The 20,508-nt window shown below is 41.0% G+C and carries 18 protein-coding genes; 13 read left to right on the top strand and 5 right to left on the bottom strand.

Going from position 1 to position 20,508, the window contains the following annotated elements; translation table 11 throughout:
- The first annotated feature begins 360 nt into the window (after positions 1–360).
- From H6G26_RS29925 to H6G26_RS29915, 3 genes are all read left to right on the top strand, one after another.
- Positions 361–816 carry a helix-turn-helix domain-containing protein gene (locus tag H6G26_RS29925; protein ID WP_190734001.1) on the top strand — a complete coding sequence of 152 codons (456 nt, stop codon included), beginning with the start codon at positions 361–363 and terminating at the stop codon, positions 814–816.
- Between the two features lie 159 nt (positions 817–975).
- A complete protein-coding gene (locus H6G26_RS29920; protein WP_190733999.1) occupies positions 976–1,209 on the top strand; it encodes a transposase in 234 nt (77 codons plus the stop codon).
- A 184-nt stretch (positions 1,210–1,393) separates the two neighbouring features.
- The gene (locus H6G26_RS29915; protein ID WP_199327150.1) at positions 1,394–1,609 is read left to right on the top strand and encodes a transposase; all 216 of its coding nucleotides are present in this window, start codon (positions 1,394–1,396) and stop codon (positions 1,607–1,609) included.
- Between the two features lie 58 nt (positions 1,610–1,667).
- Here the strand turns inward: H6G26_RS29915 and H6G26_RS29910 are convergent, their stop codons facing one another.
- The 4 genes from H6G26_RS29910 to H6G26_RS29895 form a co-directional block, all read right to left on the bottom strand.
- Positions 1,668–2,708 carry an SMP-30/gluconolactonase/LRE family protein gene (locus H6G26_RS29910; protein WP_190733997.1) on the bottom strand — a complete coding sequence of 347 codons (1,041 nt, stop codon included), beginning with the start codon at positions 2,706–2,708 and terminating at the stop codon, positions 1,668–1,670.
- A gap of 473 nt (positions 2,709–3,181) precedes the next feature.
- Positions 3,182–4,888, bottom strand: a complete 1,707-nt coding sequence (locus tag H6G26_RS29905; protein ID WP_190733995.1) for an iron uptake porin — start codon at positions 4,886–4,888, stop codon at positions 3,182–3,184.
- A gap of 126 nt (positions 4,889–5,014) precedes the next feature.
- Positions 5,015–6,634, bottom strand: a complete 1,620-nt coding sequence (locus H6G26_RS29900) for a GMC oxidoreductase (RefSeq protein ID WP_190733993.1) — start codon at positions 6,632–6,634, stop codon at positions 5,015–5,017.
- A gap of 212 nt (positions 6,635–6,846) precedes the next feature.
- Positions 6,847–8,430, bottom strand: a complete 1,584-nt coding sequence (locus tag H6G26_RS29895; protein ID WP_190733991.1) for a GMC oxidoreductase — start codon at positions 8,428–8,430, stop codon at positions 6,847–6,849.
- Between the two features lie 843 nt (positions 8,431–9,273).
- On the opposite strand from H6G26_RS29895, the gene malQ reads away from it, so the two are divergent.
- Positions 9,274–10,776: a 4-alpha-glucanotransferase gene (gene malQ / locus H6G26_RS29890; protein ID WP_190733989.1), complete on the top strand. Its 1,503-nt coding sequence runs from the start codon at positions 9,274–9,276 to the stop codon at positions 10,774–10,776.
- 299 nt (positions 10,777–11,075) lie between these two features.
- On the opposite strand, the gene H6G26_RS29885 is transcribed toward malQ, so the two are convergent.
- The gene (locus tag H6G26_RS29885) at positions 11,076–12,209 is read right to left on the bottom strand and encodes a M24 family metallopeptidase (protein WP_190733987.1); all 1,134 of its coding nucleotides are present in this window, start codon (positions 12,207–12,209) and stop codon (positions 11,076–11,078) included.
- A gap of 453 nt (positions 12,210–12,662) precedes the next feature.
- Here H6G26_RS29885 and H6G26_RS29880 point away from each other — a divergent pair, with 453 nt between their 5' ends.
- The 9 genes from H6G26_RS29880 (at position 12,663) to H6G26_RS29835 (ending at position 20,214) form a co-directional block, all read left to right on the top strand.
- A complete protein-coding gene (locus tag H6G26_RS29880; RefSeq protein ID WP_190733985.1) occupies positions 12,663–13,346 on the top strand; it encodes a DJ-1/PfpI family protein in 684 nt (227 codons plus the stop codon).
- Positions 13,347–13,383: 37 nt separating this feature from the next.
- The gene (locus H6G26_RS29875) at positions 13,384–14,211 is read left to right on the top strand and encodes a type 1 glutamine amidotransferase domain-containing protein (protein WP_190733983.1); all 828 of its coding nucleotides are present in this window, start codon (positions 13,384–13,386) and stop codon (positions 14,209–14,211) included.
- A gap of 32 nt (positions 14,212–14,243) precedes the next feature.
- On the top strand, positions 14,244–15,953 hold the full coding sequence (locus H6G26_RS29870; protein ID WP_190733982.1) for a thiamine pyrophosphate-binding protein: 1,710 nt from the start codon (positions 14,244–14,246) through the stop codon (positions 15,951–15,953).
- Positions 15,954–15,991: 38 nt separating this feature from the next.
- Positions 15,992–16,441 (top strand): hypothetical protein, encoded by a 450-nt coding sequence (locus H6G26_RS29865; RefSeq protein ID WP_190733980.1) that lies wholly within the window; start codon positions 15,992–15,994, stop codon positions 16,439–16,441.
- 126 nt (positions 16,442–16,567) lie between these two features.
- Positions 16,568–16,939, top strand: a complete 372-nt coding sequence (locus tag H6G26_RS29860) for a nuclear transport factor 2 family protein (protein WP_190733978.1) — start codon at positions 16,568–16,570, stop codon at positions 16,937–16,939.
- A gap of 166 nt (positions 16,940–17,105) precedes the next feature.
- Positions 17,106–17,927: a nuclear transport factor 2 family protein gene (locus H6G26_RS41885; RefSeq protein WP_199327148.1), complete on the top strand. Its 822-nt coding sequence runs from the start codon at positions 17,106–17,108 to the stop codon at positions 17,925–17,927.
- 37 nt (positions 17,928–17,964) lie between these two features.
- The gene (locus H6G26_RS29845; RefSeq protein ID WP_190733976.1) at positions 17,965–18,402 is read left to right on the top strand and encodes a VOC family protein; all 438 of its coding nucleotides are present in this window, start codon (positions 17,965–17,967) and stop codon (positions 18,400–18,402) included.
- Between the two features lie 149 nt (positions 18,403–18,551).
- Entirely contained in the window at positions 18,552–19,361 is an 810-nt protein-coding gene (locus H6G26_RS29840) for an MIP/aquaporin family protein (RefSeq protein ID WP_190733974.1), read from the top strand.
- A gap of 79 nt (positions 19,362–19,440) precedes the next feature.
- Positions 19,441–20,214, top strand: coding sequence for a glucose 1-dehydrogenase (locus H6G26_RS29835; RefSeq protein WP_190733972.1), 774 nt, complete (start codon positions 19,441–19,443; stop codon positions 20,212–20,214).
- Positions 20,215–20,508 lie beyond the last annotated feature (294 nt).

Below are 20,508 nucleotides of genomic sequence, written 5' to 3'. Positions count from 1 at the left end.
TAGAGATCCAATTTAAAGTAGCTGATTATAAAGTTAGAAAAAATGCTATTAAACACTGCTGATAATTATGATAAAATATGTGTTTTAAGATTGGTGTATTCATTTTTGAATATAAGCCTATTTAGAACTTACATAAGATGTATTTTTATAAAAAAATCCTAATTTTATCGACTTTATATTTTGACAATACTCCGGACAATCCGGTGCTTGTTTATTCTAATCAGCACCTTAATGGTTTGATAGCTTTCTTGTCGATTCTCTCAACTCAAAATTGTCCGAAGTAAGTAGGTAGGTGGGGAAAAATCTAACTATGTTAAGATAAGTAAATACGGAAAATATATTTACTTAGTAACAAATAATATGGGCGCTCGTTTAAGGGTATTCCTGACGTATGAGCAAGACCAAACCCTGTTAAAACTGAGAACTGTGGATGTACCACAGAAAGTCAAAGACCGAGCAGAGCTAATCAGATTAAACGCACATGGTTGGTATGTCGAGAAAATAGCTGCTCACTTTAACTGGACTGCACAAACAGTAAGAGAAGTTTTGCATAAATGGCAAAAACTTGGTCTGGAAAGTCTTTGGGAATTACCAGGTCGAGGAGGAAAAGCGAAGTGGAAGGAACAAGATATAGTATTTTTGGAAGAATGCCTTAAAAAAGAACCACGCACCTACAACAGCCATCAATTATCCCAAAAATTAGAAAGTGCTCGCCAAATCAAACTGAGTCCCGATCGATTAAGACGGGTACTCAAAAAAAGGGGGTCAATTGGAAACGGACAAGAAAAAGTCATAAAGGGAAGCAAAACCCCATAGCCCGATCCAACAAACAAGCCGATCTAGATATGTTGGAATTATCTGCTGCTACTAGAGAAATAGACCTTAAGTATTTAGATGAATCAGGCTTTTGTGCATGGAGCGAACCTAGCTACACTTATTACTTTCAGGGCGAGCAAAAACGTTTAGAACTTCACATTGCGTCGTGGTCCTAGATTAAGTATTATCGGGTTTCTTCAACCAATAATTAGTTTTGTTTACGGTTTGGTAATTGGCGGTGTTGACCGCAAGTCCTACATCCAAATGATGGAACGAGAAGCCCAAGAAGCTCACAAGCTTGGACGCGTCAGAGTAATTGTACAAGATAACGGACCAATACATCGATGTAAAGACGTGCAAAAGCTATGGTCGAATGGCACTAAGAAAAGCTGAAATAATTGCCTGGTAAGAGGTTTAGGAAACTTGTAGTTTTAAGGTCAAGAATCAGAATAATCTGCAACTCTCAGTTTGCGATCACTGCTTTATTAGCCTACTTTTTCCAAAGTGATGAAACCCTTGTAAATAATACATTTGCGCTTTTCTTAGTGCCATTCAGCTATGGTCGAAGTGGGAACAGATGGGTTTGTACATCTTTTTTTTGCCTGCATACTGTTCGGAGATGAACCCAATTGAATTGGAGTGGCAGCACCTTAAAAAAGATGAACTATGTGGGCAAATATTCGATGATGAGTTAGACCTCGCTTACGCTGTGATTGATGGTGTCAAAGCTAGAGGCGAAAAAGGTAACTACAGTACACAACGTGTTAAATTTGACTCTAATCGCTCTGGCTAAGTTTTCGTTACATAGTTATAAACTTTCCTGCCCACCTACTTATTAACTTGGGTAAAGTCTATCTTTCTTCTAATGATGAGCCTTTCGGCTTGGGCCGGATGTCCAATCCTGGCACGCCAATATCTAGACGGAATATCCCTCCATAACCGTCTTCTGCTTTTATGCCGCCAGTCACAAATAGCTGGTCGAGGTTCGGGCCTGCAAAAGCACAGTTGCTAGTGGTGAGATTACCAGTTGAATATCGACGGATCAGCTTGCCTTTAGGATCGAGAACCTCTACTTGACCCATACCATAGTGAGCCACGTAGAGGTTCCCCATTGCGTCTTGACATATCCCGTCGGGCTGATTGTCGATTTGCTCTCCCTGTTTGACAGGAAGTTCAGCAAATACTTTCTGTGAACTCAGTTTTCCCGGTGAAAGTACGTTATAAACTAAAATTTGATTCTTATTGCTTTCACTAACAAAGAGTCGTTTCCGATCTGGAGTCAGGTGGATGCCATTGGCAAAAGCTAATCCACTAGCAACTAAGTTAATTTTACTTTTAGAATCCACATAGTAAATAGCGCCATTTGGAGTTTCAGAATTTGATTTGCCGGAGTCAGTGAAGTAAAAACTTCCTTCTTGTGAATCAATAGTAATGTCATTAGGATACTGCAAGGGGTTGCCATTAAATTCTTTCGCAATCACTTTCAGAAGCTTACCATTGGCATCTAGCTGCAATACGGAGTTTTGGGCAGCGACAATATGAGTTCCATCTGGCACGATCTTGTGACCGTTCGGACCTGGGACTCTAGCCCAGATTTTAGTAAGTCCTTCAGGAGTTAAAATTGTGATTGTCCCGGCTTTAGTTTGGGAAAAGTAGAGGTTACCCGCACCATCTAAGACAATTCCCTCGGAGTATTTGTCACTTTGTATAACCTTTATTGGTGAAATGATATATGCTGGTGGCAGTATTACTTCAGGGTTAGCAGCTACAGCTGCATTTGCGAACTGTGTTGTCTTTGCAGAGGTAGATATGACGTCTTTGGTGGTATAACGGCAAGAAGCCAGCAGCAAAATTTGTACACAGCTCAAAACAATCAAAGAAAATTTACGCATAATAGAAAAACCTCTTTTTGCAGTTGTTTTATGAAATACATAAGTGCTTACACTTACTCGTTTATTTAGTAAAGAGTGAGTACAGAATTAATTTTGACTAGGTACTTAAATCGCTTATTTGTTCCTTAGACTTGCCCGGGAATTGATAATCCAGTTTGTTTAAGGGTTTTAAATAATTAACATCCTATATGTGTTCAAAATCTACTCAAATAAGCCGACAAAAATAATTTAATGTAGTTTTTGATAGCTCACAGGCAAAAGAGAGTGTTGTTTAAATTTGAGTGATTTCAATGTTTTGGTTGTTATTTTATCCAAACAATTCTTGCGTTAAAGTGAATTTTTGCTTATAGAAATAGCATTTTATATTTATGCCATTTGAATCTTTGTGTGGGTTTCTTGGTAGATGTTGATAATCTTGTAAACAGCGTTTACAATCTCTTAACTAAGCCTTGAAGTCTACTCTATTAAATCTTTTAAAAGAAGAAGCTTGTCCGCAAGCTACCTGTAACAATCGTACCGTTGCTTTCCTGATTGGCAGGATTAGTGATAATTTGTACAAAAGGTGCGATCCGAATGTTGTCGCTAACTGGGAAATTCAAAAACGCTTCGATGTTAGTCTGTGTGGCGTTGCCCACTGCACTTTCAATAAAAGGCTGAGCTGCGGCAATACCAGCCAAAGTGCCTGGCACAAGAAGGTCTCGGAACGCAAGCCCAGCCATCCAGTAAGTGGGCTGAATATCGCCAAAATCTGTGTCATTGTAACTCCCATAGCCGTAACGGCCAAAGATAGCCAGTTGTGGCGAGAGCGCTAATTCAACATTTGCCCCAAAGACATCAAATCGACCATCAAATAGATTGCCGCCACTGTACTGGAGGCGTATGGCGAAGGCACTAGAGGGTGAATATTCCAGTTCAACGGTGCCTTGATAAGGATCTTTGAACAACCCGCTTCTACCATCCCCATCGGGAAATAATAAGTTAATTAAAGGCGATACACTAGGACGAAGACTTTGGCTATTAGGGTTGGGGTTTGCAGCATCTCCAGCTACATAAACTGCTCGCATTGTAAATGCCCCTGCCCCTGGGTTCCACTCAATAACTGCCCCAGCTCCCAAATCTAAAAAGGGCAGAAGAACATAGTTATTGGTTAATGCCAGAGTAGAAAAGTCAAAATAGCCCAGGTTAGCGTAGCTATTTTTGTCAATGAAGTCTGTGGTAGTAATTGTTGGACCCACAGTTACTTTGAAGTCCTCAAACAGGTTAAAGCTGTAGTACAGACGAGCGATCAGAACATCGTCATTGACACCTGAGCGATAAGAAAAATCTAAGGCACTACCAAAATTAGGCTCCAAAAATCCGGCGGCATTATCGTTTCCTAGAGCGCTACCTGTGTCCAAACGAATTAGCAGTAGATCGGTTCCTTTAAAACTGGTATTAAGATTTAGGGAAGCACGATAAACAAAAGTAGCATTTAGGTTTTCATTAGCAATTTCTGCACCTTTGGGATCGATAATGCGATCGCCACTAAAGCCCCCTCCAGTAACAGCAGTTACAACTAGCCCTGTCAGCTTGGTGGTAGTAGAAAACTGATTGGCTTCTAAGTTTGCCGTATTAGCTTCTAGATTGTCTACACGACCTTGCAAAGTTGCCAGTTCGATCACAAACTCTTCTTGCAGTTGTTGCAATGTTAACAAGTCTTCGCGGGTTACTTGCGTTTCTAGTCCAGATGCAATCAACTCTTGTACTCGCTCAAGTGCTGCTTTGATTCCAGCAGCAAACTCATAACGGGTCATAGTTGAATGGCCTCGGTAAGAGCCATCAGGATAGCCTGCAATAACTCCATAGCGCTCAATCAAAGATTGGAGTGCCTGGAAAGCCCAATCAGTAGGCTGCACATCTGCAAGTTGGCTCACAGAAGTAACTTGGGCCTTAGAAGAAAGTGTCTGGGCAATCTCATCTTCAGGAACGGCTTTAGCCGCAGTTTGAGTCAGCAGATTAACTATCTCTGGAGTAGGTTCCAACACTTCAATGACGCTGGGTCGTACTTCTAAAACAGTAGGTTTGACAACTGGCTCAGAACTGTCAATTGGTTGTAATGTTTGAGCCAGCACAGAAGCGCTTTGTAAAGTTAGACAAAGGATGCTTACACCTTGAGCAAGGGATAAATAACTATTTCTCATTGCTTGTAGATTTACATGTGCTAGCTTATAACGAATCAAAAGAGTTGCTTTTTTTACCTAAATACTAGGAAATCCTTTTACGAGCGAAATGTTAAAAACGCAGTCATGTCTACAATTTAGATTTCGCTAATCCCTAGCTGCTACAAACTGAGAATCACCGTTTCTTTGAAGAGAATATCTTCCATTGTGAATATCTTCAGCAATGATTTTCTCCATACAGCGTTCTGCTATAGCTGCAATAGTCAAGGATGGATTTGTACATGCAGTAGGACCAGGAATTAGCGCACCATCAACAACATACAAACCCCGATAATTCAATACCCGACCGTATTGATCGCACACTTTATCCATAACAGCGCCTCCTAAAGGATGGGCACAGATAGAGGCACTAATGTCTGTTGTTGGTGTTGTGGTAGGAGTGTTAATTGAACCATCAAGACTTGTGTAAGTAACTTTTGCAGCTAATAAAGCATCTCTATTTTCTTTTTCAGGCCAGTGTAACTTGACATTATCTGTAGAGCGATCGTAGGTGAAAAATCCTTTTGGTTTTGTCATAGCTAAAGTCAAACACCTTTGTGTTCCTGGGCCACCAGACCAATCTTCCAAATTCATCAGACTAATCGGATTTTGAGTATTACTAATGTTTTCCACAACGGCACCTGATGGACCCCCTCTACCAATCACAGGCTTTGGTAAATTTGAACGTTGGGCAACCATGTCTCCATTATTATTCCAATTTTGTCCGACACTAGGTTTTAACCTGGATAATGTGCCTTTTTCTTTAGCCTTGAGCAAAAGTTTAGAAGTTCCCATTGAACCAGCTGCTAAAAATAAGTAGCGACAGGTAAAAGATTTTGACTGAATTACTTCTCCTCTTTCATTAATTTCATGACATTTAACTCGATAACCACGTCGCGGTAATTCCGAAATTTCTGTGACTATATGTAAAGGTAAAACTTTTACTAATCCAGTTTCTTCTGCTTGAAGTAAGTAATTGCGGTCAAGGCTATTTTTTGCTCCGCTATTAATACCAAACCAATGTTCACCATTAATAGCAGAAGCAATCTTTCCTCCTGTAATTTCTTGACGAACTATATCCCAATCAACACCTAAATCTAATAAACGACTAGGTAAGCCTGCTTTTTTTCCGTTTTCCAGTAAAAATCGTGTTGTCTCATAATAATCAGTCTTTAAAATGTCGTCTGGTATTGGTGCTGCCTTTAACATTGAACGAACGCGAGGATAGTAAATTTCATCCATTTCCTTGTAGCTAATTGAACGAGGAAAAACTCGATAAAATAACTCGCGATTAGGTTGGTAAATAATAGCATTGTAAACTAGAGAACCCCCACCAACACCGGCACCAGCTAAAACAGTAACACCATCTTCATTTAAAGTCTCTAAAACTCCTGTATATACATCTACAGACTGACCAAATAAATTTGTTGAACTTAGCCAAGCAGTTCGACCATCGGGATTACGGAAATTAGCAAAAGTGTTTCCATCAGAGCGAATATTCCAACGACGACCTCGCTCCAATACTAGTGTTTGAATACCAGCTTGTGCCAAACGTAGAGATGCAATAGCCCCACCAAAGCCACTACCTATAATTAGTGCTTCTGTATCCTCATAATTACTAGTAGCACTTGTCCGATAAATAGGAGTTCCTACTGAAACTGCTAAACCAGTACCGAAAAGGGCAGCATTTTGAAGAAAACGACGACGAGTATACAAATTATTAAGCATCTCTATATCCTGAATTAGTTAATTGCAATAATTGAGTACTTTTATGAACTAAAAACTTACAGCGTCAATCTTTAAGCTTTAAAATCTTCGTTTATAAATATTGATTCAAAGCTAGCAGTAATAACATTGTGAAGTTTTTAGGATGAAAAGAAACGCCAGTAAACTCTATTTTTACTCCGGAAAGATAAATATTTAGGTAATAAACTAAGTATTTACCAGTCTCCGTGTTTAATTTTTGGGATAATGTTTTCCATAGCCCGCTCTGCTAAACCTGCAATGGTTAAGAAAGGATTTGCACCTCCGGCAGAACCAGGAAGAAGCGCACCATCTACGACATAAAGCCCTTTATAACCGAATACCCGCCCGTATTGATCGCAGGCTTTGCCAATAGTAGCTCCTCCTGAAGGATGAGCAACATTCTGGTAAACAAACTCTGTTGAGGGTTGTTTCCCATCTTTAAAATTGGCATCATCAAGGATTTTATACGTAAGCTTTGTAGCATCTATATGTTGTTTATTGCTATTAAGGTATGAAGGCCAGTATAAGTTCACAGATTCTGTGCTTGCATCGTATTTAAAGACCCCATTAGCTTTCGGTATACCCATACCAAGACACTCTTGCGATCCTATAGGATTATTCCATTGTGGATAATTCATGAGGATAGTTGGACTTATAGGATTATCATAGTGTTCAAGAATAGCACCTGCAAATCCTCCTAAATCCTTGATAGGTGGTAAATTTGAGCGATGGCCAATGGTATCCCCATTTGTTCCCCAATTTTTACCAATATGCTCGTTTAACTTAGGCAAGTTGCCTGTGGCTTTAGCCTTAACCAAAAGTTTGGAAGTGCCTATGGAGCCAGCAGCTAAAAACAAATAGCGGCAGGTAATAGTTTTTGTTTCAAGAATTTGTCCTGAAGTATTTATCCGATTGTATGAAACTCGATAAAGTTTCTCGTGAGGTAATTGAGAGATTGCCGTTACTACACACAGAGGCATAATCTCAACATATTTAGTCTGCTCTGCTAAAGGTATGTAGTTGCGGTCTAGACTTTTTTTCGCTCCACTGTTGCAGCCAAACCAAATTTCTCCAATACTTGCAGAAGGTACTCTGGTTCCAGCTATTTCATCACGAACTACATTCCAATCAACAGCCAAGTCTATTAAATAATTTGCAAATCCTGCCCTAGTTGCATATTCTTGAAATAACCGGGTTGATTCATAGTATTTAGTAGCTAAAATGTCTGCTGGAATGGGGCTTGGCTCCAGAATTTTACGAACACGAGCAAAGTAAACATCAAGCAATTCATCATAGTCGATTGAGCGAGGAAAGACTTGATAAAATACATAACGACTTTTGGGTACTACAACACCAGCATTGTTAACTAGTGACCCACCTCCAACTCCAGCACCACACAAAGGAGTTGCCCCGTATTCTCTTAAAGTTTCTAAAACTCCTGTATATGTATCTACAGAATCCCCGAATAAAGTTGTCGAACTAAGCCAAGCAGCTCGACCATCAGGCTTGCGATAAGTTGCAAAAACGTCTTGATTATTTTGAGATGGGATTTCCCAACGGCGACCGCGTTCTAATACTAATGTTTGAATACCAGCTTGTCCCAAACGTAGAGCAGCAACAGCCCCACCATAACCACTACCGATAACAACAGCCTCTGAATACTCATCGCCAATAGTAGCTCCAGTACGACTAGAAGTAAGTACTGAAGTTACTACGCTAGCACTGAATAGAGTGGCACCTTGAAGGAAATGACGGCGACTAAAAGATTTGTGAACCATAAATTCCCCACTTCATAATTAGACATTTTCTAAAAGTAGTTGTACAGACTAGCTTTGGAAATTAAAGCTAAAATTTATTTTTTTGAGAGTTACTATAAAGGCTGGGTAAACTTACAAGGAAATTCAACTTACCAAGTATTTCATTTTAGGAAAATATTTTTTATAAAAAACAAAGACGTATTAATACTCAAAGTTGGCTTGCATCAGATATAACCTAACCATGAAAGAATTTATAAAATATACAACATGACGGCAATGGTTAAATTTTTGGTTAAAGGTTGCATTTTTTCGAGTTTACTTATTATTTATTTTCATCTCATCCTCTCTAAATTAAGAATGAGTTATGATGTGGGGTAATCTTATTTTGATAGTTATATAGTGATAAATCGATTAAAAAAATTAAAAAGGTTGGGATTGAGAGAATTATGTTTAGTGAGCAATTAATTCCAAAAAATAGAGCAAAAGAATACAAACTTTCTACGAAACATTAACCTTTGCATCTATGTTTTATACCTCTTAATCTTAGATCGTAGATCAAAAAGTTATACTTCTTCGAGTTCTGCATAAAACCAGTCAGCAGCGTTTATGAAGGCCATACCACTTAGCTCGACTTTATTCATTTACCTAAACTGCGATGCCTTCGGCAAGCCGCTAAAAGCGTCTATACATATCCTAAAACCAATATTTATCAAGATTTTAGGGTTTTTGAAGGCACTATAATTAGTCACAACAAATTTTAGTTTTGTTAGTTTCTCACTTGAGATAGTTCGGATAGGCTCGTAATCCTGTGCTAGTCAGTTCTGTCATTTGTTTTATTCTCATTTCTTAAAATAGAGGTTTATTATGCCTTTTCCCAGAACAAGCGGGATTTTGCTACATCCTACTTCTTTTCCTAGTCAGTTTGGTATTGGTGACTTTGGATTGGAAGCTTATCGCTTTGTTGATTTTTTAGTAGAAAGTAAACAACAGCTTTGGCAGATATTACCATTGGGGCCTACTGGGGATAGTAATTCTCCTTATGCTTCTTATTCAGCGATCGCTGGAAATCCCCTGTTAATTAGCCCGGAACTGTTGTATGGCAAGGGCTTGATAGCTGAAGATTTCACTAAATTACCAAAATTTTCCACTGAAAGAGTAGATTTTTCGCAGGTTATCCAAACAAAGATACCAATATTGCAAAAAGCCTGTAAAAACTTCAAAACTAGTGCAACATCAAGTCAGCAACAGGAATTTCAGGAGTTTTGTCAGAGTCAGGCTTACTGGCTAAATGATTATGCCTTGTTTATGGCACTCAAGGATGCCCACAATGGCGCTAGTTGGAATATTTGGGACATGGCGATCGCTCAACGCAAACCAGAAGCGATTGAGCAATGGCAGCAGCGACTCGCAGATGAAGTTTTTTACCATAAATATCTACAGTTTGAGTTTTTCTTGCAGTGGTCGCAACTGAAGCGCTATGCTAACCAGCGCGAGATTCAGATACTAGGAGATATCGCAATTTATGTGGCTCACGATAGCGCTGACGTTTGGGCTAATCCCGGTAACTTTTGCCTTGATGAACAGACAGGTGAACCAGCACTAATGGCAGGAACACCACCAGATTACTTCAGCGCGACTGGACAGCTTTGGGGTAACCCGGTCTATAACTGGGTGCGGCTACAGCAGGAAAACTTCAAATGGTGGGTGCAACGTTTCCAGTCCATGCTTAATTATGTAGACTTGATTCGCATCGATCACTTTCGGGGATTTCAAGCTTATTGGGCTGTAAAGCAGGGCGAAACAACTGCGATGAATGGTAGCTGGCTTGAAGCTCCTGGAGAGGCTTTCTTTGAGGTACTCAAACAGAAGTTAGGTAACCTGCCAATTATTGCCGAGGATTTGGGAGAAATTACGCCAGAGGTATATGCTCTGCGAGACAGATTTGAATTTCCTGGCATGAAAATTTTACAGTTTGCTTTTGGCGATGCTTCCGCTGAAAAGCGTTTTTTACCGTTCAATTATCAGTCTAATTGTGTTGTATACACGGGTACTCATGATAATGACACGACAGTTGGCTGGTTTAATCAATTGTTACCCTCGGAAAAAGAACAAGTCTTGGCTTATTTAGGTTGTCAGAGTCAGTCTGGAATCCATTGGGATTTGATTCGATTGGCACTGAGTTCTGTAGCCAATCAGGCAATTATTCCTCTACAGGACGTTTTGGGATTGGACACCGAAGCTAGGATGAATTTTCCTGGCAAAACTGTAGGTAGCTGGGGTTGGCGATATCAGTCCGCAGCTTTAACGCCAGAGGTTAGCGATCGCCTCAGAGCAATGACTGAAACTTATGGAAGGGCGATTGAATAATTCGTAATGGGCTTTGCCCCGCTACGCTAACGTAATTCGTAATTGAGGATAGTGTTATTATCAATTACGAATTATTTTGACTCACGACATCGGATAAAATTAGAACAAACTAGTAGTCTGCCAACCCAAAAATGCGCTTTTTCAGGCTGGGGAAAGGGGAAAGGGGAAAGGGGAAAGGGTAAGGGATTTAAAACCTTTCCCCCTTCCCCCTTACCCTTTACCCCGCCAAGTCACGAAAGCGAACTACTAGCCGCAAGACCAATTGATACTACATTAAAAGGCTTGCGGCTGGCTTAATTTTAGTCAATTTCTAATGGTAAGGGGCGATCGCGTCCTTCAACTTTCACGCTTGGCCACTTTGGATCGAAAGTTAGGTTTTCTAGCCCTCCATCCTTCTGGATGATGAAAGTATCTTCAACCTTTGCTCCTGGTAAACTTGGGTTCCAGGCTACAGCCGTGTTTTCCACTAAATTTTGGCTCGTAGTTGGATTAGCGATGATTTCACGAGATAAATAGCCTGTAGTTCCTCCTTGATGATGTTGGCGAATTGCTTCGGGATAACCATGCTGCTCATAAGCCTGACCAAGCGCGTCATAAATTACGTTGATAGGCCTGCCAGGAACACACAAGTTCAAAGCTTCAGCTTCAATCTTATGGACATGAGAATGCAGAGACGCGAAATTTCGTGTCTCTGCATTGGCCTGTTCCAAACCAAAAAAGACGAATCTTGTCAGGTTCGCATATAGACCGTATCCCCGTGCACAAAAAACCAGCATTGCTGCACGTCCCAACGCCTCTTGTTTGGGCGTGGTATGACGGTATAGCGGCAGACGCCTTTCTCCAGCGACTAGCGTCAAAGCTGGATGTAGCCCTCTTGACCACAACGCCTCTGCACCTGCTCCGGCCAGTTGGTACTCTGTCCAGGTAGGCTGGGCTTTCAAAAGTACTTCGGTCATGGCTTCACTTGCTAAACGCCCTACTCGCCGATAGCGCTCCAGTTCTGTTGGCAGAATCACCCGCTTCTGATTTATGAGTGACAGAGGTAATGAGCTTTCATGGGTAGTAGGAATGTCACTCAAAATCTTTCCCCCGTTTGTGCCCTCACGCACGAAAGACTCGCGGGCAACCTTATCAGCCCAAGGATTAATGTGCAGTTTGTAAAGACGATCTGACGACTCATCTCTACCCGGAAGCTCTTCATCCTGTAAGCGTTGAGCTTCAATCTCATCAGTCAATATCCAGGCATCTTTAGCAGTTACCAAAACTTCCGCTACTCCAGTTTCACTAGCGAGTAGCACTGTGTTAGAACCACCAGCAGTAGCCCAAGCGAACCAATCTGAACCGCGCAATCGCACGCCCATTGCACCAGTTTCGCTCAGAGCCTTTCGCATTAACTCCAGCTTGTAATAAATTTCTTGGTTGATTAAATTCATAGTTAAGTCGAAATAAGTTTGTGAAAAATTGCCAATTATTATTGATAGTGGGAGCAAAATTCTGATTACACATAATTTACCAATCAAAAGTCAAAACTCAGAATTGATAAAAATATAATATGATTATTTATTTTCTGGAACTTATTGTTTTTGAGTATTAAATTTTTATTAATTCTAAATTATTACTTACAGTATAAAGGTACTTATGAGTATTTGTCGAGCCGGAATTACCAAAATAATACAACCTTAGAACGAAAAATCAACCATTGTGATTTTATTTTAGGTTTTTTAAATTTACATAAAATTTAGTCAATAAAAAAAGTAACCTTTCTGCAAAACATTCACCCTTGTATTTATGTTTTAGTCTCTCTAAACTTTTTGCTAAAGGCTTAAGAATAAGTCACGTACATTCCAAATTTAAGAATCTAGTGACCCTAGGAATATTGAACCAATATGATACCTAGATCCCTTGGTGGGAAAAAAATCGCAATTCTTCTAGAAAGTGAGTTCATCCCTGAAGAAATTGAAGCATATCAAAAACGCTTCTCAGAACTTCAAGCAACGGTACATCTGATGTCTAGGCTCTGGAATCAGCCGAGCGTTCGTTTTTTCAGTGATGAAGATACGGGCAATACGCCTAGAACAATAGATGTAAACATTGATTTTCAAAACGTAGATGTTAACGACTACGCGGCTGTGATTATGACCGCTAACTATACTAGCGTGCGTCTGCGTTACTTTGAGCCACCAACAGGTCAGCCAATTAGTGCTGAACAAGTTCGTACTTCACCGGCTGTACAGTTTTACGCCAAGGCAATGGCAAATCCCAGGATTATTAAAGGCGCACTCTGCCACGGTCTTTGGATACTGACACCAATACCTGAATTACTCAAAGACCGACAAGTTATCTGCCATGAGGTTGTCCTTGCAGATATTCTCAATGCTGGTGCAGTTTATACAACATCACCTACAGGTGTTGTGGTGGATGGCGACCTTGTTACTGGTCGCTCAAAACACGAGGTTGAACCATTCATTGATGCGATTACCGAACAAATTCAACAGTTATCTGTTGCCACTAATCGTTTCTCAAGTAGAAGGCCCACTTCCTCTGTTTCAAGACTGAGAGTTGCAAGCTGACTATTGGAAAACATATTTATCACTAGGAGACAATCTTGTGAAAAAGATTCTAACAATTCTATCAGAATGGGGTTATTGGGGTGAAGAGCTAGTAGGCCCCTTAGAAACTTTCGATGCTGCGGGGTATCAGGTTGATTTTGCAACTGCAACAGGGAAAAGGCCAGTAGCGCTCCCTCCTAGCATGGACCCTACTTATATCGACCCACCTTTAGGTCGGACAGTTGTATCCCAGGAGATGGCGGAAAAAGTCAAGCGCTTGGAAGATCCTAAGAATCCACGACTGGACAATCCAATCATCCTGTTACAATGGTTCCCTGATCGCCCTTACTGGAGTGCTGAAAAATTCCTCCGGGAAATGGAAGCCTACAACAATGCACTCGATGAAGTGCAGAAGGATTTGGAACAATACGATGCTCTACTGATAGTCGGTGGTAGTGGCCCTATTGTTGATTTAGTAAATAACCATCGGGTTCACGACCTGATTCTCAGCTTTTACAAAAAAGGTAAGCCGATCGCAGCAGAATGCTACGGTGTAACTTGTCTCGCTTTTGCTCGTGACTTAGCAGACCGCAAGAGCATTATTTGGGGTAAGCATGTCACAGGTCATTGCAAGGAATATGATTACAAAGATGGCACAGGATTTGTCGGCGCTGACATTAATATGGGACCACCTCCCTATCCTCTAGAGTATATTCTCCAAGATGCCACCGGCCCAGATGGAGCATATCACGGTAATTTTGGCAAAGAAATCTCCGTGATTGTTGATTATCCATTTATCACAGGTCGGTCTACCGCAGATTCTTATACAACTGGTCAAAAGGTAGTGGAAGTTCTGGATAAAGGACTGAGGCGGTACGGATGGTAAGCTTGACCAGACAGAGCAACGAGAAGCCTTTGATGGCTAACAGAAATGGTCGGTTTGCAATGATCGAACAACTTCTGGCAGATGGTATAAATTACATGTTTGGCAACCCTGGCACTGTTGAGCAGGGGTTCCTAGATGCGTTAAAAGACTATTATCCAGAATTTGAGTATATCTTTGCATTGCAAGAAACAATCGCAGTAGGTGCAGGCGATGGCTATGCCCGCGCCACCAAAAAGCCTACTATTGTGCAACTCCATAGCGGAGTGGGTTTAGGCAATGGCATCGGGATGATTTATCAGGCCATGCGTGGTCATGCACCATTAGTAGTACTGGCTGGCGAAGCTGGTATCTGCTACGATGCGATGGATGCCCAAATGGCAGCAGATTTGGTCAGCATGGCCAAGCCTGTAACAAAATGGTCAACTAGGGTAGTCGATCCTTCTTCTTTGTTACGTGTGCTACGCCGAGCTATCAAAATAGCTGCTACGCCGCCTATGGGGCCGGTGTTCGTCTCCCTGCCGATGGATATCCTTGATGCTCCTAATTATGAAGAAGTTATCCCAACTTCTTTTCCAATGACACGGGTTGCGCCCGAACCCGACCAACTGGCAACAGCAGCAAATTTATTGGCTGCTGCTAAACATCCCCTGATCATTATGGGCGATGGTGTAGCTTTTTCCGATGCCCAAGCTGAGTTGACAGATGTAGCCGAACTCATCGGCGCACAAGTTTGGGGAGCAGATTCATCGGAAGCAAATATGAGTGCCACACATCCTCTATTCGGAGGGTTGTTAGGTCACATGTTTGGGGATGATAGCCGTCGTATTACATCACAAGCAGACGTAATCTTGATTACTGGCACCTACGTTTTTCCAGAGGTATTTCCGGCGCTGTCTGGAGTTTTTGCCCGGTCAGCGAAAGTAATTCACATTGACTTGAATACCTACGAAATAGCGAAGAATTTTCCGGTGGATCTGGGGCTGCTTGGCGATCCGAAAACTAGCCTTAGCAAATTAAGCACTGCCCTAGAGTCAACTCTGACACCTGAACAGAAGCAAGAGGCTTCTCTTAGGGCTAGCCGGATAGCTGAGGACAAGAAGCGGGAATCGGCGGCTCGATTGGAAGCTGACAAGGCGGTTCGGGATTCAGTACCTCTGCACATGACTCGTTTTGCAGAAGAATTAGCTGCCCATTTGCCAGCAGATGCAATTATTTTCGATGAAGCCATTACCAATTCTCCCGAACTTTGTCGGTACATACCACCGACAAAACTAGGACAATATTTCCAAACACGAGGCGGTTCGCTAGGTGTTGGTATTCCTGGAGCGATCGGTATTAAGTTGGCTAATCCAGATAAAACTGTATTTGGGTTCACGGGTGATGGCGGCAGTATGTATACTATCCAAGCCCTCTGGACTGCTGCCCACCACAATATAGATGCCAAATTTGTCATCTGTAATAATCACAGCTATCAAATCTTGAAGCTCAACATTCTGCACTATTGGGGCGAGCAGGAAATACCAGAGCATGACTACCCATCTTCTTTTAACTTGTGCAACCCAAATATCAATTTCGCTGAATTAGCAAAATCTTTAGGGGTTCAAGCTGTTCGGGTAGAGAAGCCAGATCAGATTGCTCCAGCTATCCAAAAAGCATTGGATCACAATGGCCCATTTTTGATTGATTTGGTACTAACAAATGAAATTGTCGGTACAAAAATTGGTGTTAAGTGTGGTCAATAGTCGGCTGAAATTTTGACTTATTAGCAAGGGAAAAAATCATGACAGTAACTAACGTAGCACCTTTAACAGCTTCGGAAATTAAGCAACTGGCAACGGACTGGTATTTAAAATTAGATGTTCACGCTCCACTGGAAGAATATATTCCTTTTCTAGCTGAAGAAGGTCTAGAAATGCGCTTTCCTGAAGCTACAGTTTATGGTTTTGATGGATTTAAAGGTTGGTACGAGCGCGTTATCGGAATTTTCTTTGATGAAATCCATACATTAAAGCAAGTCAACGTTAAGCCTTCAGGAGACGAGGCGAGCGTTCAAGTTATCGTCAAATGGGAAGCTAGCGTGTGGAATCCACCAGCAGCCAAAAGTCAACGCATTATTTTAGATGCTTATCAAACTTGGATAGTCAAGCGATCGCCTTACACTGGTAAGCCAGTGATTGCAACCTACATTGTTGATTCACTTAGTTACTATGAAGGGTCTGCCCGTCTTTAAATACGATTGCAGACATCCGCCAAGAAATTAAGTTTTGGGGCGCACATAACCACGACAAAAATAATTATGTGTAGTGATTAGCGCTCCATACTCATAAATTCCATTACAATTACAGGAGATAGAAAAATGACGGTTTCAACAATTTCACCCGGACGGCAATTCTTTGACAAACATATAGAAACTATTTCTGCCGGAAAAATCGATGAAATGGTGGATAGGGATTATGCAAAAGATGCTGTGTTAATCACCTTCTTTAATGGCTTTGAGAATACACCTGCACCAATCACAATTAATGGGCGTGAAAATATTAAAACATTCTTTCACGACTACCTAAAAACAATTGAATATATAGATATCAAATCCCTAGATTTCACAGAAGCAGAAAACGCTATTTTTTTTCAAGCAAAATTCAACTGCAAACTTGGTCAAGTATCAGTTGGCGATGCCTGGACTATCCGTAATGGACAAATTGCTTATCATTTTGGTTTTTGGGTTTAATAGAATAGCACAAATTTTAGGCGATGCCTACGGCGGTAAACTACGCGCTTGTTTGTAGTTAGAAACTAGCCCTAACTACAAACGAGTTCACCTTAGTTCTGCTCACCTTCATTCCTACCGTCGCCATAACTTCCTTCAGTCTTAATCCTCTACATATAGGACTACCATGAGTACACCAATAGAACAATTGATTGTTTCTCCCATCAGCAAGCTTTATAAAGAACATATCGGTTTCATTAAAGCTAAGAATGTTGATGGTTTACTCAATCAGTATGCTGATGATGCTCTGCTCATTAGCACCTTAACTGAAGACCGCCAACCCCTTTACGTACAAGGTCGTCAAGCACTCAAAAAGTTCTTTGAAAGTCGTATTTTTGGTTTAGAAGATTTTGAAATCAGGCTTAACCAATGGGCTGAAACTGAAAATACGCTGATGATGGTGGAAGAACTAAAAACCACAAGTAAGACTGGTGAAGTCGGTAGTGTGGAGTTTTACGATAACTGGTTTTTGCAAAATGGAAAAATCGCTATCCACTTTGCTGGTGTAATTCAGTATCCAGATAAAACTTATGTAAATGCAGGAACAACTAAAACAGAAGTACCTACATCTCCATTGGGCAAGTTTTATAAAGAGCATATCGGTTTTATTAAAGCGAAAAATGTAGATGGTTTACTCAACCAATATGCTGAAGATGTCCTGCTTATTAGCACCTTGACCGAAAACCGCAAACCGATTTATGTGCGTGGTCGTCAAGCACTCAAAGAGTTCTTTGAAAGCCGCATCTTCAGTCTAGAAGATTTTGAGGTCAAGCTTGACCAGTGGGCTGAAACCGAGAACACGCTGATGATAGTCGAAAGCTTGAAGACCAGAAGTGTCAATGGCGATGTTGGCGAGGTAAGTTTCTATGATAACTGGGTGCTGCGCGATCGCAAAATCGCTGTTCACTTTGCTGGTGTAATTCAGTATCCCGATGGGTCATACGCGTAACTAAGTTCACTTTTTTGTGTCAGCAAGGACTGAAGTAATGGCTTTGTTAAAAGTTTCACAAATGGCAATCAGCTGCAAAGATCCGATTGCAACTGAAAAATTCTACACGAAATATTTCGGCTTTAAGCGAGCAAGGGTTGCACCAATTGGCAATAATGAGCAAATTGTCTTTCTGAAATTGGGTGATATGTACCTTGAACTCTTCCAAGCAAAGGGAGAAACCCCTGTTCCTTTAGCCAGCCAAGATGGGCCTACCTATCCGGCTTGGCGTCATTTTGGTTTCCAGGTTGATGATGTTGATGCTAAACTCGCTGAAATCGGCAAAGATGCAAAAGTAACCCTTGGCCCACTCAACTTTGATAGCTTTATTCCTGGGTGGCGCACGGTTTGGGTATCCGATCCAGATGGTAATATTGTTGAAATCAGCCAAGGATATGTCGATCAGGATAATCCACCACCATTGCAGATCAATTGAGGTAATTTCAACTTAACTATATACAGCATTTCTTAATAGGAGATGAACAAGTTGAGAATAAAAATCCTTAATGAAGTAGCTAATCTTTGTTCAAAACCTTAATGGAATTGCTGTATAAAGCTTAATTGTTGATCGCCAGAAAGAAACTCATGAATACTTTTGCAAATTGGAAAACTCTAAATTGGTCTGAATATGGTGCAGAGTTGTTAGGAACTGCTTTCAATCTCTTGGTCGGATTCAGCATAATCACCTTCAATTTTGGCAAAGGTTTGCCTATGGAGCATCTCATCCCAGCAGTGAGTCCTCGTTTATTAATTAATGGTCTCATTTTTGCTGGAAGTGGTGCATTATTTAGCATTTCCCCTTTAGGGAAACTGAGTGGTTCGCACCTAAACCCCTGCTTATCATTGGCATTCTGGATGCAAGGCAAAATGCATAAACAGGACTTAATTGGATATATTTTTGGTCAATTTCTGGGCGCAATTCTTGGCACATCTTTAGCATTAGCTTTGTGGGGAAATTACCTGATCAGCGTCAATTATTGTATCACTTTACCTGGAATAGGTTATCCCTTGTGGTATGTGTTTCTAGCTGAAGTTTTCATGACATTTATGTTAGTGTTGTCTATCTTTATTTTCTTGAGTCATCATCAACTATTGCGTTGGACACCTTTAATGGTGTGGCTTCTAGTGGCAACTATGGTTTGGTTGGGAGCGCCCATTTCTGGCACTAGTTTGAATACAGCACGCAGTATTGGGCCTGCTTTCTTAGCATGGTCTTGGCAAAATCAATGGCTTTATTGTATTGCATCTCCACTAGGTGCATTAACTGCTGTGGGAGTTTTTCAACTGATAGCTATGGGTGAACGCGAAGTTTTGACAGGCAAACTTTTTCATGTTCCCAATTATCGTTGTATTTTTAAAAATGTTAAAGTTCCACATCTGCAAAAGCATCAATAGATTTCAAGAAGAATCCAAAATTCTGACTCCTTTTTTATAAGACCTGAAAACATCAAAATACTCTACAAGGAGAAAGCTAATGAAGAAACTAGAAGGTAAGGTAGCTTTAGTAACAGGTAGTAGTGGAGGAATTGGCCAAGCTATTGCTGTACATCTTGCTGAACAAGGTGCAGATGTTGTGATTGACTACCGCTCTCATCCCGAAGGCGCTGAAGAAACTCTGTCTAAAGTAGAAGCTGCTGGCAGCAAAGGCTTAACTATTAAAGCTGACTTGAGTGTAATTAGCGACATCCGTCAACTTATAGACCAGGGTATTCAATACTTTGGCAAGTTAGACATTCTAGTGAACAACGCTGGTATCGACGGTCGGAATGCTGACTTCTGGAATATCACCGAAGCCGACTATGATGCAGTGATTAATCTCAACCTCAAAGGGACATTTTTCGCCACTCAAGCGATAGTGCAGCACTTCATCGAAACCAAGCGAACCGGCAAAATCATCAATATTAGCTCTACCCATGAGGAAATAGCATTCCCCCACTTCACTGCTTACTGTGCCAGCAAGGGCGGTGTAAAGATGACGATGCGTAACCTAGCAGTTGAACTTGGCCCTCTGGGAATTACAATTAACAACGTGGCTCCTGGAGCAATTGAAACACCAATCAATAGTAAGCTGTTAAATGACCCCGAAAAATTAGGAGCGCTGTTAAAAAACATTCCCTTGGGTCGCTTAGGCAAACCACAGGATATCGCGCCTATAGTTGCTTTCTTAGCCTCAGCCGATGCTGACTACATCACAGGCGCAACGTTCTATGTAGATGGGGGATTGAGCCGGAACTATCATGAGCAATAGGTAAACTAGAACACTAGTACCGCAAGGCGTAAATAAACCACCCATTCTAAATCAATGAAACGCTTATGCTGTATTCATTTTGAATTTTGAATTTTGTTAGCGCAGCGTAAAGCCTTCTCTACGAGAGGCAACGCCTTCGCTTAGAGCGAGTCCGCGAGCGTCATTTTGAATTTTGAATTTCGCCTTGCGGTACTAAGGATTTGTGTAAAAATAACCTGAACAATTTTTGTGCGAAAGCTAGATTTAGCAAGCTATTCCAAATAAATTTTGTACAACTTATTTTTACATGATGCC

It is taken from the genome of Nostoc sp. FACHB-888, assembly GCF_014696655.1.
GTDB lineage: Bacteria > Cyanobacteriota > Cyanobacteriia > Cyanobacteriales > Nostocaceae > Nostoc.
Note: the sequence above shows the minus strand (reverse complement) of the source record. Positions and strands in the feature narration are given on the sequence as shown.